This is a genomic window from Klebsiella sp. HMSC16A12 (assembly GCF_001808265.1).
Taxonomy (GTDB): domain Bacteria; phylum Pseudomonadota; class Gammaproteobacteria; order Enterobacterales; family Enterobacteriaceae; genus Klebsiella; species Klebsiella pneumoniae.
Map to the genome: position 1 here is coordinate 76,006 of NZ_KV792561.1, position 15,542 is coordinate 91,547.

The following is a 15,542-nucleotide window of genomic DNA, read 5'->3' on the forward strand; positions in this document are numbered from 1 at the left end:
GTATGATTGAACCTGCGGGCGCGAGGCGCCGGGGTTCATTTTTGTATATATAAAGAGAATAAACGTGGCAAAGAACATTCAAGCCATCCGTGGCATGAACGATTATCTGCCGGGCGAAACCGCTCTCTGGCAGCGCATTGAAGGCTCACTGAAGCAGGTGCTCGGTAGCTACGGTTACAGCGAAATCCGTTTGCCGATTGTAGAGCAGACCCCGTTATTCAAACGCGCGATCGGCGAAGTGACCGACGTGGTTGAAAAAGAGATGTATACCTTCGAAGACCGCAATGGCGACAGCCTGACGCTGCGTCCGGAAGGGACGGCGGGCTGCGTACGTGCCGGCATCGAACATGGTCTGCTGTACAATCAAGAACAGCGTCTGTGGTACGTCGGGCCAATGTTCCGTCACGAGCGCCCGCAGAAAGGTCGCTACCGCCAGTTCCACCAGATCGGCGCCGAAGTGTTTGGCCTGCAGGGCCCGGACATCGACGCGGAGCTGATTATGCTGACCGCGCGCTGGTGGCGTGAGCTGGGCATCTCCGAACACGTCAGCCTGGAGCTGAACTCCATCGGTTCGCTGGAAGCGCGCGCCAACTACCGCGACGCGCTGGTGGCATACCTGGAGCAGTTTACCGATAAACTGGATGAAGACAGTAAACGCCGGATGTATACCAACCCGCTGCGGGTGCTGGACTCCAAAAACCCGGACGTTCAGGCGCTGCTCAACGACGCGCCGGCGCTCGGCGATTATCTTGACGAAGAGTCGAAAGCCCACTTTGCCGGCCTGTGCGCGTTGCTTGACGATGCCGGGATCCGCTACACCGTCAACCAGCGCCTGGTGCGCGGCCTTGATTACTATAACCGCACCGTGTTCGAGTGGGTGACCACCAGCCTTGGTTCCCAGGGCACCGTCTGCGCCGGCGGTCGTTACGACGGCCTGGTTGAGCAGCTGGGCGGTCGCGCTACCCCGGGCGTGGGTTTTGCCATGGGGCTGGAACGTCTTGTTTTACTGGTCCAGGCAGTGAATCCGGAATTTAAAGCCGATCCTGTTGTCGATATATACCTGGTAGCCTCCGGGACCGATACTCAGTCTGCTGCAATGCGTCTGGCTGAGCAGGTTCGCGATGCGCTGCCCGGCGTGAAGCTGATGACCAACCACGGCGGCGGCAACTTTAAGAAGCAGTTCGCCCGCGCTGACAAGTGGGGGGCGCGCGTCGCGCTGGTGGTCGGTGAATCAGAGATTGCTGACGGAAACGTGGTAGTGAAGGATTTACGCTCAGGTGAGCAAACTACCGTAACGCAGGAGAGCGTTGCCGCGCATTTGCGCACACTTCTGGGTTAATCTCCCGGGAATTATTAGTCAGGAGAAGGACTGCGTGGAAACTTTTAACAACGAGAACGATCAGGTCGATGCGCTGAAGCGCTTCTTTGCCGAAAACGGCAAAGCGCTGGCGGTCGGGGTGATTTTAGGGATTGGCGCGCTGGTAGGCTGGCGCTACTGGACCTCCCATCAGCAGGATACCGCCAGAGACGCGTCGCTGGCTTACGAGAAGGCGACTTCCGCGCTGAAATCGAATACGCCAGAAGTGCTGTCAGGGGCAGAGAAATTCGCGGCTGACAATAAAAATACCTACGGCGCCTTCGCCTCTCTCGAGCTGGCACAGCATTTTGTTGAACAGAACGATCTGCCGAACGCTGAAAAGCAGCTGCAGCAGGGGCTGGCGGCCGCATCTGATGATAATCTGAAATCGGTTATCAGTATGCGTCTGGCCCGCGTTCAGCTGCAAATGAAACAGGCTGATGCGGCGCTGAAAACCCTCGACAGCATCAAAGGTGAGGGCTGGACCGCCATTGTGGCCGATTTGCGCGGCGAAATTCTGTTGAGCAAAGGCGATAAGCAAGGGGCCCGTGCGGCGTGGGAAGCTGGCGTGAAAAGCGATGCTTCTCCTGCGCTCAGCGAAATGATGCGTATGAAAATGAATAATTTGTCCATCTGAGAGGGACTCGATGCAATTGCGTAAATTACTGTTGCCAGGGCTGCTTTCCGTTACCTTGCTGAGCGGGTGTTCGCTGTTTAATAGCGAAGAAGATGTGGTGAAAATGTCACCGCTGCCGACGGTAGAAAACCAGTTTACGCCGTCCACGTCCTGGAGCACCTCGGTTGGCGATGGTATCGGCGAATTTTACTCTAACCTTCATCCGGCCTTTGCCGACGGCGTAGTGTATGCTGCTGACCGTAAAGGCACCGTCAAAGCGCTGAACGCCGACGACGGCAAAGAGGTGTGGTCGGTGAATCTGGCGGAGAAAGATGGTTGGTTCTCGCGCACGCCAGCGCTGCTTTCTGGCGGGGTGACCGTCTCTGGCGGCCATGTTTATATCGGCAGCGAGAAAGCGCAGCTTTATGCGCTGAATACCAGCGATGGTACCGTGGCCTGGCAAACCCGTGTCGCCGGCGAGGCGCTGTCGCGTCCGGTGGTGAGCGATGGCATGGTGCTGGTGCATACCAGCAACGGCCAGCTGCAGGCGCTAAACGAGACCGATGGGGCCGTGAAGTGGACCGTTAACCTCGATATGCCGGCGCTCTCCCTGCGCGGCGAGTCTGCGCCTGCGACCGCCTACGGCGCGGCGATCGTCGGCGGCGACAACGGCCGCGTCAGTGCAGTATTGATGCAGCAGGGGCAGATGATTTGGCAGCAGCGTATTTCTACGGCCACCGGCCCGACGGAAATTGACCGCCTGAACGACGTCGACACGACGCCGATCATCGTTAACGGTGTGGTTTATGCGCTGGCTTATAACGGCAACCTGACCGCGCTGGACCTGCGTAGCGGCCAGATTATGTGGAAACGCGAGCTGGGTTCGGTGAATGATTTCATCGTCGATGGTAACCGTATCTACCTGGTTGACCAGAACGATCGCCTGCTGGCGCTGACCACCGACGGCGGTGTAACCCTGTGGACGCAAAGCGATCTGCTGCACCGTTTGCTGACCGCGCCGGTGTTGTATAATGGCAATCTGGTCGTCGGCGATAGCGAAGGCTACATGCACTGGGTTAATCCGGAAGATGGCCATTTTGTGGCGCAGCAGAAAGTGGACAGCTCCGGCTTCCTGACCGACCCGGTGGTTGCCGATGGTCGACTGCTGATCCAGGCGAAAGACGGTACGCTGTACGCGATTACGCGTTAATTACCGCTGTCGTGAGTGATTAAGAAACGGCCCCTGGCAGACAGGGGCCGTTTTGACTTTTTTAAAAACGTCGTTAAGACGATGTTGCTTAGTGATTGTATGAGGCATTTAACATGATACCTGTGGTCGCGCTTGTCGGGCGCCCTAACGTTGGAAAATCCACGCTCTTTAACCGCCTGACGCGCACTCGTGATGCGCTGGTTGCGGATTTCCCGGGGCTGACTCGTGACCGTAAGTACGGTCGGGCCGAAGTCGAAGGCCGCGAATTCATCTGTATCGATACCGGTGGTATTGATGGTACGGAAGAGGGCGTGGAAACCCGGATGGCGGAGCAGTCGCTGCTGGCAATCGAAGAGGCCGATGTGGTGCTGTTTATGGTCGATGCGCGCGCGGGCCTGATGCCGGCGGACATCGCGATCGCTAAACACCTGCGCTCTCGTGAAAAGCCCACCTTCCTGGTGGCTAACAAAACCGACGGCATCGACGTCGACCAGGCGATGGCGGACTTCTGGTCGCTCGGCCTGGGCGATATCTATCCGATTGCCGCTTCGCACGGCCGCGGCGTGACCAGCCTGCTGGAGCAGGCCCTGCTGCCATGGGTAGATGAGGTTAATCCGCAGGAAGAAGTGGATGAAGACGCCGAATACTGGGCGAAATTCGAAGCCGAGCAGAATGGCGAAGCGGAAGAAGAGCTGGAAGACGACTTCAATCCGCAGGATCTGCCGATCAAGCTGGCGATTGTCGGGCGTCCTAATGTCGGTAAATCAACCCTCACCAATCGCATCCTCGGTGAAGATCGCGTGGTGGTCTACGATATGCCGGGCACCACCCGTGACAGCATTTATATCCCGATGCAGCGTGACGAGCGCGAATACGTGCTCATCGATACCGCCGGGGTGCGCAAGCGCGGGAAAATCACCGACGTAGTGGAAAAGTTCTCGGTGATCAAAACGCTGCAGGCGATTGAAGACGCCAACGTCGTGCTGCTGGTGATCGATGCTCGCGAAGGGATCTCCGACCAGGACCTCTCGCTGCTGGGCTTTATTCTTAACAGCGGCCGTTCGCTGGTGATCGTCGTTAACAAGTGGGATGGCCTGAGTCAGGAAGTGAAGGAGCAGGTGAAGGAGACCCTCGACTATCGTCTGGGCTTTATCGACTTTGCCCGGGTGCACTTCATCTCCGCCCTGCACGGCAGCGGCGTCGGCAACCTGTTTGAATCGGTACGCGAAGCCTACGACAGCGCTACGCGCCGCGTAAGCACCGCGATGCTGACCCGGATCATGAACATGGCGGCGGAAGATCATCAGCCACCGCTGGTGCGTGGCCGTCGCGTGAAGCTGAAATACGCCCACGCCGGGGGCTACAACCCGCCTATCGTGGTGATCCACGGTAACCAGGTCAAGGATCTGCCGGATTCCTACAAGCGCTACCTGATGAACTACTTCCGTAAATCCCTGGACGTGATGGGCACGCCAATCCGGATCCAGTTCAAGGAAGGGGAAAACCCGTTCGCTAACAAGCGTAACACCCTGACGCCGAACCAGATGCGTAAACGTAAGCGCTTGATCAAGCACATCAAGAAAAGCAAATAATCATTAAACCCGCTTCGGCGGGTTTTTTGTGGCCGCCATGCCGGTAAATGTCAAAACCTTCCGCCATAATCCCGCGATACTTCGCCGGGAACAGAGCGGCTCAAAGGTGGACTTACTATGCAGATTGGTTTTATCGGCCTCGGCGCGGTGGTGGAAACCGCCTATTTACCGGCGCTGCGTCGCCTGGGGGACGTCATCGACCGCTGCCAGGGCTATGACCTGGACTGCAGTAGAGCGCTGCCGGGGATCCAGCGCTGTAGTTCGCTGTCGGCGCTGCTGGCCGAACCCCTGGATACGCTCTTCATTACCACCTCATCACTTCAGCATCTGCCCGTACTGGAGAGGGCGTTAGCCAGCGGCATTTCCCGCATCGTGGTGGAAAAGCCGATCGTGGCCAACCTTGAGCAGGCCGCCCGGCTGCGGGCGCTGCTGGCGCCGCCTGAGCAGGCCGCGCGGGTGCTGGCTCTTGACCACTGGATGGCGCGAGGCGTTGCGCTGAACGCTCCTGGCCCGCAGTGGCGGGCGGAAGGGGAGGCCAGCGGCCTGCCTCCGCCGCACCTGTCAGCGCAGGATATCGTCTGGCTCGAAGGTTATTTGCAGGAGCCAAGCGGCTTTAACAGCGCTGGTGAGCCGGTCGCACTCAATTTTGCCACCGGGGAGCTGGATACCCGGCAGCTGCGTCACCCTGATGGGGTGATCCTCGATATCGGCACCCATGTCCTGGCGATGCTCCGCGAAACCCTGCACGCCAGCGGAGGCGATACGGCGCTGAGCCTTTCCCTTCGGGTGGCGAAAGACCGCCTCGGCCATGACATTGCTCCTGGGGATACGAGCACTGCCGAGGGGGAGGCGCATCTGCAGGGAACCCTGGGCACTATCCCGCTCAATATCTGGCTCAACAAATACGCGGGTCCCGCGGGCGGGCAAAAGGGAATGCGGATAGGACTGCGGGACGGGCGAATAATTAGCTTCGATCGCGCCCCTGAGGGCGAAGTGGTGACGCTACAGGACGGCGAGCGGGTGCAGCGCTGGACCCGGCCCGGGGCGATCTATACGCACTGTCTTGATGAGCAGATCCTCGGCGCTGATAATCTGTTTATCCGGGCGCCGGATAGCGTGGCCGGGCTAACGCAGCGTAGGCTTGAGGAAGTGGAATGGCTGCTCAGGTTGCAGCAGCAATTACGCGGCCCGCATTAAACCCGGAACATGATAAAATAGGTGCAGATAAACGTTGAAAGGAATGGTTATGGAACTTGATTGCCCTCTGTGCCACGCGCCGTTAGATGTCAAAGGCAGTAGCGCGCATTGCGCCCAGTGCGAAAGGGTATTTACCCTTGAGGCCCGCTGCCCGGAATGCCACCAGCCGCTGGATGTGCTGAAGGCGTGCGGCGCGGTGGATTACTTTTGCCAGCATGGGCATGGCCTTATCTCGAAAAAACGGGTGGAATTTATTCCGCTGGTTTAGTGGGCGAAGGCTTTCTGGCCCGCGTTTTTTTCACCGTCGCGATCTGCTTCACTTCGCTTTCGACCCAGCCGTCTTTCAGGCGGGTGGTGAGCAGATCGCCGGTTTTGACCTGTTTTGTCTGCTTCAGCACCGTACCGTCGCTCACCGAGGTGACGCTGTAGCCCCGCGCCAGGGTGGCTAAGGGGCTCACCGCCTCCAGATGGGTCACCGCGTTGCCAAACCGTTCACGCCGCTCGCTGAGGCGGCCACGCATAATTTCCGCCAGCCGGTATTCCAGCTGCTGGATCCGCGACTGCGCGCGGTGGATCCGCGGCTGCGGGTTGTAGTGATTCAGACGCTGAACGGTGCGCTTTTGCCGCTGTTCTGCGCGCTTAAGCTGTGACTCCACGGCGATACGCATCCGCTGGCGCAGGCGTTCCAGGGCGGTCTGCTGGCGGGCCAAGCGCAGCTGTGGATGCTGTTGCTGCAGGCGATGGAACAGCTGGGTAAAACGGCGCTGGCGACTGGCGAGGAAATAGTCCATCGCCATTTCCAGCCGCTGCTGTCCGGACTGCAGCTGGCGCAGCAGCTCCTGCTGGTTGCGGCTGACGATTTCCGCGGCGGCTGAGGGAGTCGGTGCCCGCAGGTCGGCAACAAAATCAGCGATCGTGACGTCGGTTTCATGGCCGACGGCGCTGACGATAGGGATCTGGCTGGCGAAAATAGCCCGCGCCACCCGCTCATCGTTAAAACTCCACAGATCCTCCAGCGAACCGCCGCCGCGTCCGACAATCAGTACGTCACACTCCTGGCGCGCGTTGGCCAGCGCGATGGCGCGCACAATCTGCCCGGGGGCGTCGTCACCCTGGACCGCGGTTGGGTAGATGATCACCGGCAGCCCGGGATCGCGGCGCCTGAGGACATGGAGAATATCGTGCAGCGCGGCACCGGTTTTCGAGGTGATGACGCCGACGCAGTGGGCGGGAGAGGGGAGCGCCTGCTTATGTTTTTGCTCGAACAGTCCTTCCGCCGTTAACTGCGCTTTCAGCTGCTCATACTTCTGCTGCAGCAACCCTTCGCCGGCGGGCTGCATGCTTTCGACGATAATCTGGTAGTCGCCGCGCGGCTCATACAGCGTGATGTTGGCGCGAACCAGCACCTGCTGCCCGTGCTGCGGGCGGAACGTGACCCGGCGGTTGCTGTTGCGGAACATCGCGCAGCGCACCTGGGCGTTATCGTCTTTTAAGGTGAAGTACCAGTGGCCGGAGGAGGGCTGGCTGAAGTTAGAGATCTCGCCGCTGATCCAAACCTGACCCATTTCGCGCTCAAGCAGCAGACGCACCGTCTGATTGAGGCGGCTTACGGTAAAAATTGCGGGGGATTGAGAGGGTAACATGTGAGCAAGATCAAACTTTAAATCAGCAGGTTATTCAGTCGATAGTAACGCGCTCAGAGGGGATGGCAAGTATTATTTGCAAAAAAGGGTAGATGCAATCGGTTACGCTCTGTATAATGCCACGGCAATATTTATCCACCCTGGTCGAGATATTGCCCATGCTACGTATCGCTAAAGAAGCCCTGACGTTTGACGACGTCCTCCTCGTTCCCGCTCATTCTACCGTTCTGCCGAATACTGCCGATCTCAGCACTCAGCTGACGAAAACCATTCGTCTGAATATTCCTATGCTCTCCGCAGCCATGGATACCGTAACGGAAGCGCGTCTGGCTATTGCCCTGGCACAGGAAGGCGGCATCGGCTTTATTCACAAAAACATGTCCATCGAGCGCCAGGCGGAAGAAGTTCGTCGCGTGAAGAAACATGAGTCCGGCGTGGTCACCGACCCGCAGACTGTTCTGCCGACGACCACTCTGCGTGAAGTGAAAGAGCTGACCGAGCGCAACGGTTTCGCCGGCTACCCGGTGGTTACCGAAGAAAACGAGCTGGTCGGCATCATCACCGGCCGCGACGTGCGTTTCGTCACCGATCTGAACCAGCCGGTCAGCGTCTACATGACGCCGAAAGAGCGTCTGGTCACCGTTCGTGAAGGCGAAAGCCGTGAAGTGGTATTCGCTAAGATGCACGAAAAACGCGTTGAGAAAGCGCTGGTCGTGGATGAGAGCTTCCACCTGCGCGGCATGATCACCGTCAAAGACTTCCAGAAAGCAGAACGTAAACCGAACGCCTGTAAAGATGAGCAGGGCCGTCTGCGCGTAGGCGCGGCGGTCGGCGCTGGTGCCGGCAACGAAGAGCGCGTAGACGCGTTGGTAGCGGCAGGCGTTGACGTTCTGCTGATCGACTCCTCGCACGGTCACTCAGAAGGCGTTCTGCAGCGTATCCGTGAAACGCGCGCGAAATATCCTGACCTGCAGATCATCGGCGGCAACGTCGCCACTGGAGCAGGCGCGCGCGCGCTGGCGGAAGCCGGCTGCAGCGCGGTGAAAGTGGGCATCGGCCCGGGCTCCATCTGTACTACCCGTATCGTCACCGGCGTGGGTGTGCCGCAGATCACTGCTGTTTCCGACGCGGTGGAAGCGCTGGAAGGGACCGGTATTCCGGTTATCGCTGACGGCGGTATCCGTTTCTCCGGCGATATCGCCAAAGCGATCGCCGCCGGTGCGGCGGCGGTGATGGTTGGCTCCATGCTGGCGGGTACCGAAGAGTCCCCGGGTGAAATCGAACTCTATCAGGGTCGCTCTTACAAATCCTACCGCGGGATGGGCTCCCTTGGCGCGATGTCCAAAGGCTCCTCTGATCGCTATTTCCAGAGCGATAACGCCGCTGACAAACTGGTGCCGGAAGGTATCGAAGGCCGCGTGGCCTATAAAGGCCGCCTGAAAGAGATCATTCACCAGCAGATGGGCGGTCTGCGTTCCTGTATGGGTCTGACCGGCTGTGGTACCATTGACCTGCTGCGTACCAAAGCTGAATTCGTACGCATCAGCGGTGCGGGCATTCAGGAAAGCCACGTTCACGACGTGACCATCACCAAAGAGTCCCCGAACTACCGTCTGGGCTCCTGATTTCTTCGCCCGACCTTGCGTCGGGCGATTTATTTACTCTGTTTCACTTGCCTCGGAATTAGCGTCAATGACGGAAAACATTCATAAACATCGCATCCTCATCCTCGACTTCGGGTCTCAGTATACTCAGCTGGTGGCGCGTCGCGTGCGTGAGCTGGGCGTCTACTGTGAGCTGTGGGCATGGGATGTCACGGAAGCACAGATCCGCGAATTTAATCCAAGCGGCATCATTCTTTCCGGCGGCCCGGAAAGCACCACCGAAGAGAACAGCCCGCGCGCGCCGCAGTATGTGTTCGAAGCCGGCGTGCCGGTATTTGGCGTCTGCTACGGCATGCAGACCATGGCGATGCAGCTGGGCGGCCATGTAGAAGGTTCTAACGAGCGTGAGTTTGGTTACGCACAGGTTGAAGTGGTTAACGACAGCGCGCTGGTGCGCGGTATCGAAGATTCCCTGACCGCAGACGGCAAACCACTGCTGGACGTGTGGATGAGCCACGGCGACAAAGTGATCGCCATCCCAGCGGACTTCGTGACCGTCGCCAGCACCGACAACTGCCCGTTCGCCATTATGGCCAACGAAGAAAAACGCTTCTACGGCGTGCAGTTCCACCCGGAAGTGACCCACACCCGTCAGGGGATGCGTATGCTGGAGCGCTTCGTGCGCGACATCTGCCAGTGCGAAGCGCTGTGGACCCCGGCGAAAATCATTGACGACGCCGTTGAGCGTATCCGTCAGCAGGTTGGCGACGACAAAGTGATCCTCGGCCTCTCCGGCGGTGTGGACTCTTCGGTGACCGCGATGCTGCTGCACCGCGCTATCGGCAAAAACCTGACCTGCGTATTCGTGGACAACGGTCTGCTGCGCCTGAACGAAGCGCAGCAGGTGATGGAGATGTTCGGCGACCACTTTGGCCTGAACATTGTTCACGTTGAAGGCGAGCAGCGTTTCCTCGACGCGCTGGCGGGTGAAAGCGATCCGGAAGCGAAGCGTAAAATTATCGGTCGCGTTTTCGTGGAAGTGTTCGACGAAGAAGCGCTGAAGCTGGACGACGTCAAATGGCTGGCGCAGGGTACTATCTACCCTGACGTTATCGAGTCTGCCGCTTCCGCCACCGGTAAAGCGCACGTCATCAAATCTCACCACAACGTGGGCGGCCTGCCGAAAGAGATGAAGATGGGCCTGGTTGAGCCGCTGCGTGAGCTGTTTAAAGACGAAGTGCGTAAGATCGGCCTGGAACTTGGCCTGCCGTACGACATGCTCTACCGTCACCCGTTCCCGGGCCCCGGCCTTGGCGTGCGCGTGCTGGGCGAAGTGAAGAAAGAGTACTGCGACCTGCTGCGTCGTGCGGACGCTATCTTCATCGAAGAGCTGCACAAAGCTGATCTGTATAACAAAGTCAGCCAGGCGTTCACTGTGTTCCTGCCGGTTCGTTCCGTCGGCGTGATGGGCGATGGCCGTAAATACGACTGGGTGGTTTCCCTGCGTGCGGTGGAAACCATCGACTTCATGACCGCGCACTGGGCACACCTGCCGTACGATTTCCTCGGCCGCGTCTCCAACCGTATCATCAATGAAGTGAACGGTATCTCCCGCGTGGTGTATGACATCAGCGGCAAGCCGCCAGCAACGATTGAGTGGGAGTAATCCCCGGCGTTAGCTGAGTAAAACGAAACCCTCTGTGTTTACAGAGGGTTTTTTTATAGCTGCTACATTAAGGTCTCCCACCTGACGGCAAGCGCTAATCGCGCATATATTGATGCATCTGGGCCGCCGTCAGATCCCACTGGCTTCCTTCAAACGGGGGCATATAGCTGCCATCATCTTCGCCAATCTCAGCGGCAGTGAGCTGATTGAGTTTATCGTTCATTGTCATTAACAGATCCCGGTATTTCTCTGGCTCCCGGGCGAGGTTATGATTTTCTTCGGGGTCGTTAACCAGATCGAAAAGTTCAACATCATTATTCTCCAGCAGCTCGGCCAGGGAAGCAGGAATATGATGCTGCTTGAGCGAAAAGTAGCGGGCAAATTTATAGTGTCCATCGTTGATCATACGGATCCCTGAGCGATGGGAAAAATCAGGATGGAGTGACGCGATTGCTTTTTTAAATTGATCGTGCGGGAGTTTTTCTCCAGCCAGCTTTCTGAATTTTGCCGTGTATTGCGCATCCATATACAGGATCATGCCGTAACAATAAAGCGAACCCGGACGCAGCGCATTTAAGCCCGCTTGCTCAGGATGCGCCAGTAATGGGCTCATATCCCGGCCTTTTCTGCCCTCCAGGACTTTCTCTCGCAGCGAGCGATCGCGTCCAGTCAGACCAATCAGGGTCGGTACTAAATCCAGATGATTGGTCAAACTGTTGCAGCGGATATTTCCCGGATACGCCGGATGGCGAATGATCATCGGCACATGGATCTGCTCTTTGTACACCGAGGAACCTTTACCATGCATCTGGTGGGAGCCTCCGAGTTCCCCATGGTCGGCGGTAAAGACGATAATCGTATTTTGCGTCAGTTGAAGATTATCAAGTTCATTGAGAATCGCCTCAAGATGCTGGTCATTATCGCGAATACAGTTGAAATAATAATCCAGTAATTTGCGCCAGCGCCGGTCTTCATCGGGGAACTGTCCCTCCATCACCGCCCTGGCATTCTGGTACTCTTTATGGGCGGCAGGTCTGCCAGGCTCATCGAGCGGCTGATGGCGGTTTGCAGGCAGCGGATAGTCTGGCCAGCTTTGCTGATAGATTTGGTTGTGCGGGGGTTGGGTTGGCAGCAGGGTGTGGTTTTCTTTATCCATTGGCCCTTTCCACTGCACCTGCTCACCATGCTCATCGGTGTCGATAAACATGACATCGTGGGGGTTAACCAGGTTTACTGCCGCGAACCAGGGTTTATTTTCATCATTCAGCGGGCGGCCGGTGTTACGTAGCCAACTAATGGTCTGCCCCGTGGTGACTGAATCAAAGAAATAGCCGCCCTTACTTTTCCCGATGACATCGCCAATGCCGTGATAATCAGAGAAACCATACTTTTCCATAATTTCATGCAGTCGCGGCGTCGGGATCTCGCCCAGGTCCATTTCTTCTACCGATTTACCAGCGACCGGCTGATCGATCTCCCGGGTAAGATGCCATTTACCTTTATACGCCGTGTAATAACCCAGTTCACGCATCATATGGCCCACGGTACGTAATTCCGGGTCCAGATCGTAATTCATCCAGGGGAAGCCAAGATTATCAAACATCCGGGTGTGCGGCATATGGAGCCCGGTGTACATGACAGAGCGCGATGGCGTACAAACGTTGGCCGTGTTCTGATGATTGGTAAAAGTGATACCCGTTTTCATCAGGCGTTCCCGGCCCGGCACCGGAAAGGGATACCGCTCGAAATAACGTTCCTGATCGCAGGTTATGAGTAAAATATTGTAGCCTTCGGGCAGTGTGTCAGGGATTTCGCCGGTGAAAGGAATATCCCATGCCGCTTTCGGGGCGGCATTATTTTGTGCGGCGTTTCCCGTCTCTGGTAACAGGCTCACGACAGCGGCAATCCCCAGACCTTTGAGGAGATCGCGGCGATTTCCATCTATTTTATTTGGTTCTTTCATCTTCAGACTCCGTTAATTGTAATATATTTTGCCGAATCTCCGGGATAAGACTCATAATGAGCGCGGGCGGCTGGCAATTTAAAAAAAGCCTTCGCATGACGTTCATATAGGGCGTGATATGGCCGAAAAAAGTTAAATAGCCGCTGCACAGGTAATTCTGTGCTTCGTCGTCATGGATGGTAAAACGGTGTTTAGGGCATCCCCCATGGCAGGCAAAGCGCCAGTGGCAGCTCTGACAGCGGGCAGAGAGTTGGCCCTTTTGCTTCCCGAACTGTTGCTGAAATGGCGAGCTCGCCATCGCTGCCATAGCATCTTGCTTCAGATTACCCAGCTTATATTCCGCTGAGACAAAGTGATCGCAGCTGTAGACATCGCCGTTTTGCTCCACCAGTAAACTCTGCCCACAGACAGGCTGCATGGTGCAGAGCGTGGCGGGCTGGCCGGCCCATACGCCGAGCAGATTATCAAAGTACTGGATAAACACCCTGCCAACATCATTTTCCAGCCAGTCGTCGAAAACACTGCACAAAAATTTGCCCCAGCCCTCAGGGGTAACTGACCAGGGAGCAGGGGAGTCAACGAGAGGAATAAACTGGAGATGGTGAAGGTTTAGCTCGCGGCTCAGGCAGCGATAGAGACTTTTCCCCTGGCTTGCAGACTGGCGGCTGACCACCACCATGGCATTCACCGGAACGTCATGCTGCTGCAGGCAGCGTATGGCCTGCACAACTTTTTCCCAGGTGGGTTTTCCGCAGCCCGTCGTACGCCAGGTGTCGTGGAGTGACGCAGGGCCATCAATGGATAATCCGACCAGAAATCCATGACGACGCAAAAAACGAGCCCATTTATCGTTCAGCAAGATGCCGTTGGTTTGCAGGCTGTTGGCGATGATTTTGTTACCACGGTAACGCTGCTGGAGCTCGACCACCTTTGCAAAAAAATCCAGCCCGCATAAGGTAGGCTCACCGCCCTGCCAGCAAAACTCGACGTTTTGCGAGGGGGTCGATGAAATGGTGTTGTGAATGTACGCTTCCAGCGTGAGGTCGTCCATGGTGGCATACCCTGGACGCGGAACCTCGTTTTCCAGATAAAAGCAATACCGACAGGCCAGATTGCATCGATTGCCGCCGGGTTTTGCTACGGTATTAAAATTAGCGCTCATTCTTTGCTATGCTCGAACGGTTTCGATGAGGAAGATAGTAAAGCTAATTGTGTTACCGGAGGTGTGGCTAATGTTACCGATGGCGACTGGCTTTATTTTTTGGATCATTATGCAAGCGAAAAATACAGGCGGTATCGTTATTTTTCGCAGGTGACAGCATGCCCTGCTATTCTCTTAAAAATTTCATCATTGATTTGGTGAATGTATTTTCATTAAAAATTTATAGTATGAATAATGCCTGCCATATGGCTATAAGGGCAGGCGTAAATTATCAACGGCGTAGTGATCCACGTTTACTCTTCAGCAAGGTTGTTTTTGGCTATCGGTTGGTCAACGGCCGCTGCCGGATATTCTACATTACGTTCATCCTGCGCCTTACCCGCCTCGCGCACCATCGCCAGCGCCAGTCCGGCAACGATCAACGTTAACCCGGTGGACACCCACATTCCGCCGATAATGCCCAGCCGGTGGTTCAGCCATGCGTAGGCAAAGGGTGAAACAGCTGCCATCAGTTGCCCGGGGATCAGCAGGAGACCCGTGCGGCTGGCGTAGCTTTCTGCGCTAAACAGCGCCAGCGGCAGCGTCGCTTTGACAATCGTCACCAGCCCGTTAATCGCGCCATAGCCCAGCACAAACCCGGCTGCGCATCCGGCAAAGGTCGTGCTGCTCAATCCAAGGAGAAAACAGAGCGGCATGGCGAGCGCAGTAAAACGCGTTAGCGTGAGTGAGGTGACCCGGGGACCGGCCAGCACTTCCCCCAGCCGGGCGCCGGTCTGGCCGAATCCCCACAGCATACCGACGGCAACCGGCAGACCAAAGTGGCTGATAAACTCCGGCAGATGGGTAGAGGTACCGTTAGAGATGAAGGTGATCAGCGCAATAAAGATCGCGTAACGCGCCCCGTTACGCCGGTCGCCCTCTGCTGTCGCTGGCGAGGCTGGTGATTTCGCCGCTGAACTGAGCCGCTGGCGAGGCAGTTGATAACTCAGCCATGCGCTCAGCAGGCCAAACAGCGCATAGATCCGCAGGGCATTCTGCCAGGGCATGATGGTTAATAACGCCTCGCCCAGCGGCCAGAAGAGGGCAGAGGCCAGACCGCCAGCGAGAGTGATATGAGAGATAGTTTTCCGCGCCTGCTGACCGTACAGATTCACCACTGCGGCGAACAGCGCATCATACAGTGAGAGCCGCATGCCGATGCCGGTCAGCAGCCAGGCGCCGTACCAGCCGGCCAGCGAAGGGCGCCAGGCCATCATGGCGCAGCTGGCGGCTATCAGTAAGGTACCGCTGGTGACCACCAGCCTTCCGCCAAAGCGAGCCAGCAGCCTGGCAACGAACGGGGAGACAGCGGCCATCATCAGCATCGCAAGCGTCAGGCCGAGATAGATCTGCGGCAAGGACCATCCTTTGTCGGCGGCGATAGCCCCGGCAAAGGTGCCGGGCATATAAAAAGAGATCCCCCAGTTGATGAGTTGCTGACCGCCCGCGGTGAAGGCAAGGCGTCGGGGAATAGCGTTTATTTCCATGGTTTT

At 57.2% G+C, this 15,542-nt stretch carries 12 protein-coding genes; 8 read left to right on the top strand and 4 right to left on the bottom strand.

Annotated elements, in window-relative coordinates:
- Positions 1-64: 64 nt before the first annotated feature.
- The 6 genes from hisS (at position 65) to HMPREF3140_RS06795 (ending at position 6,240) form a co-directional block, all read left to right on the top strand.
- Positions 65-1,339 (top strand): histidine--tRNA ligase, encoded by a 1,275-nt coding sequence (hisS, locus tag HMPREF3140_RS06770; protein WP_004149335.1) that lies wholly within the window; start codon positions 65-67, stop codon positions 1,337-1,339.
- A gap of 34 nt (positions 1,340-1,373) precedes the next feature.
- Entirely contained in the window at positions 1,374-1,994 is a 621-nt protein-coding gene (locus HMPREF3140_RS06775) for a YfgM family protein (RefSeq protein ID WP_002913890.1), read from the top strand.
- Between the two features lie 10 nt (positions 1,995-2,004).
- Positions 2,005-3,183, top strand: coding sequence for an outer membrane protein assembly factor BamB (bamB, locus tag HMPREF3140_RS06780; protein WP_002913889.1), 1,179 nt, complete (start codon positions 2,005-2,007; stop codon positions 3,181-3,183).
- A gap of 113 nt (positions 3,184-3,296) precedes the next feature.
- Positions 3,297-4,775 (top strand): ribosome biogenesis GTPase Der, encoded by a 1,479-nt coding sequence (gene der, locus HMPREF3140_RS06785; RefSeq protein ID WP_023285455.1) that lies wholly within the window; start codon positions 3,297-3,299, stop codon positions 4,773-4,775.
- 117 nt (positions 4,776-4,892) lie between these two features.
- Positions 4,893-5,972, top strand: coding sequence for a Gfo/Idh/MocA family oxidoreductase (locus tag HMPREF3140_RS06790; RefSeq protein WP_032412149.1), 1,080 nt, complete (start codon positions 4,893-4,895; stop codon positions 5,970-5,972).
- Positions 5,973-6,021: 49 nt separating this feature from the next.
- On the top strand, positions 6,022-6,240 hold the full coding sequence (locus tag HMPREF3140_RS06795; RefSeq protein WP_032412146.1) for a zinc ribbon domain-containing protein: 219 nt from the start codon (positions 6,022-6,024) through the stop codon (positions 6,238-6,240).
- On the opposite strand, the gene xseA is transcribed toward HMPREF3140_RS06795, so the two are convergent.
- Positions 6,224-7,615 carry an exodeoxyribonuclease VII large subunit gene (xseA, locus tag HMPREF3140_RS06800; RefSeq protein ID WP_004174856.1) on the bottom strand — a complete coding sequence of 464 codons (1,392 nt, stop codon included), beginning with the start codon at positions 7,613-7,615 and terminating at the stop codon, positions 6,224-6,226. The genes HMPREF3140_RS06795 and xseA overlap by 17 nt on opposite strands.
- 158 nt (positions 7,616-7,773) lie before the next feature.
- On the opposite strand from xseA, the gene guaB reads away from it, so the two are divergent.
- Together guaB and guaA are read left to right on the top strand one after the other, a co-directional pair.
- A complete protein-coding gene (gene guaB / locus HMPREF3140_RS06805; RefSeq protein WP_004151980.1) occupies positions 7,774-9,240 on the top strand; it encodes an IMP dehydrogenase in 1,467 nt (488 codons plus the stop codon).
- Between the two features lie 67 nt (positions 9,241-9,307).
- Positions 9,308-10,885, top strand: a complete 1,578-nt coding sequence (guaA, locus tag HMPREF3140_RS06810) for a glutamine-hydrolyzing GMP synthase (protein WP_070552892.1) — start codon at positions 9,308-9,310, stop codon at positions 10,883-10,885.
- A 94-nt stretch (positions 10,886-10,979) separates the two neighbouring features.
- On the opposite strand, the gene HMPREF3140_RS06815 is transcribed toward guaA, so the two are convergent.
- The 3 genes from HMPREF3140_RS06815 to HMPREF3140_RS06825 all read right to left on the bottom strand — a co-directional run bounded on the left by HMPREF3140_RS06815 (position 10,980) and on the right by HMPREF3140_RS06825 (position 15,536).
- Complete coding sequence (locus tag HMPREF3140_RS06815; RefSeq protein ID WP_038808475.1) at positions 10,980-12,848, bottom strand: sulfatase-like hydrolase/transferase; 1,869 nt, start codon at positions 12,846-12,848, stop codon at positions 10,980-10,982.
- A complete protein-coding gene (locus HMPREF3140_RS06820; RefSeq protein WP_032412141.1) occupies positions 12,832-14,010 on the bottom strand; it encodes an anaerobic sulfatase maturase in 1,179 nt (392 codons plus the stop codon). Before HMPREF3140_RS06820 ends, HMPREF3140_RS06815 begins: the two co-directional genes overlap by 17 nt.
- Before the next feature lie 293 nt (positions 14,011-14,303).
- A complete protein-coding gene (locus HMPREF3140_RS06825) occupies positions 14,304-15,536 on the bottom strand; it encodes an MFS transporter (RefSeq protein WP_002913847.1) in 1,233 nt (410 codons plus the stop codon).
- Positions 15,537-15,542: the final 6 nt, after the last annotated feature.

What these genes read in the sequence shown, in the direction of transcription:
- bamB (WP_002913889.1), top strand. Translation starts at nt 2,005, where the DNA reads ATGCAATTGCGTAAATTACTGTTGCCAGGGCTGCTTTCCGTTACCTTG.
- der (WP_023285455.1), top strand. Translation starts at nt 3,297, where the DNA reads ATGATACCTGTGGTCGCGCTTGTCGGGCGCCCTAACGTTGGAAAATCC.
- HMPREF3140_RS06790 (WP_032412149.1), top strand. Translation starts at nt 4,893, where the DNA reads ATGCAGATTGGTTTTATCGGCCTCGGCGCGGTGGTGGAAACCGCCTAT.
- HMPREF3140_RS06795 (WP_032412146.1), top strand. Translation starts at nt 6,022, where the DNA reads ATGGAACTTGATTGCCCTCTGTGCCACGCGCCGTTAGATGTCAAAGGC.
- xseA (WP_004174856.1), bottom strand. Translation starts at nt 7,615, where the DNA reads ATGTTACCCTCTCAATCCCCCGCAATTTTTACCGTAAGCCGCCTCAAT.
- guaB (WP_004151980.1), top strand. Translation starts at nt 7,774, where the DNA reads ATGCTACGTATCGCTAAAGAAGCCCTGACGTTTGACGACGTCCTCCTC.
- guaA (WP_070552892.1), top strand. Translation starts at nt 9,308, where the DNA reads ATGACGGAAAACATTCATAAACATCGCATCCTCATCCTCGACTTCGGG.
- HMPREF3140_RS06815 (WP_038808475.1), bottom strand. Translation starts at nt 12,848, where the DNA reads ATGAAAGAACCAAATAAAATAGATGGAAATCGCCGCGATCTCCTCAAA.
- HMPREF3140_RS06820 (WP_032412141.1), bottom strand. Translation starts at nt 14,010, where the DNA reads ATGAGCGCTAATTTTAATACCGTAGCAAAACCCGGCGGCAATCGATGC.
- HMPREF3140_RS06825 (WP_002913847.1), bottom strand. Translation starts at nt 15,536, where the DNA reads ATGGAAATAAACGCTATTCCCCGACGCCTTGCCTTCACCGCGGGCGGT.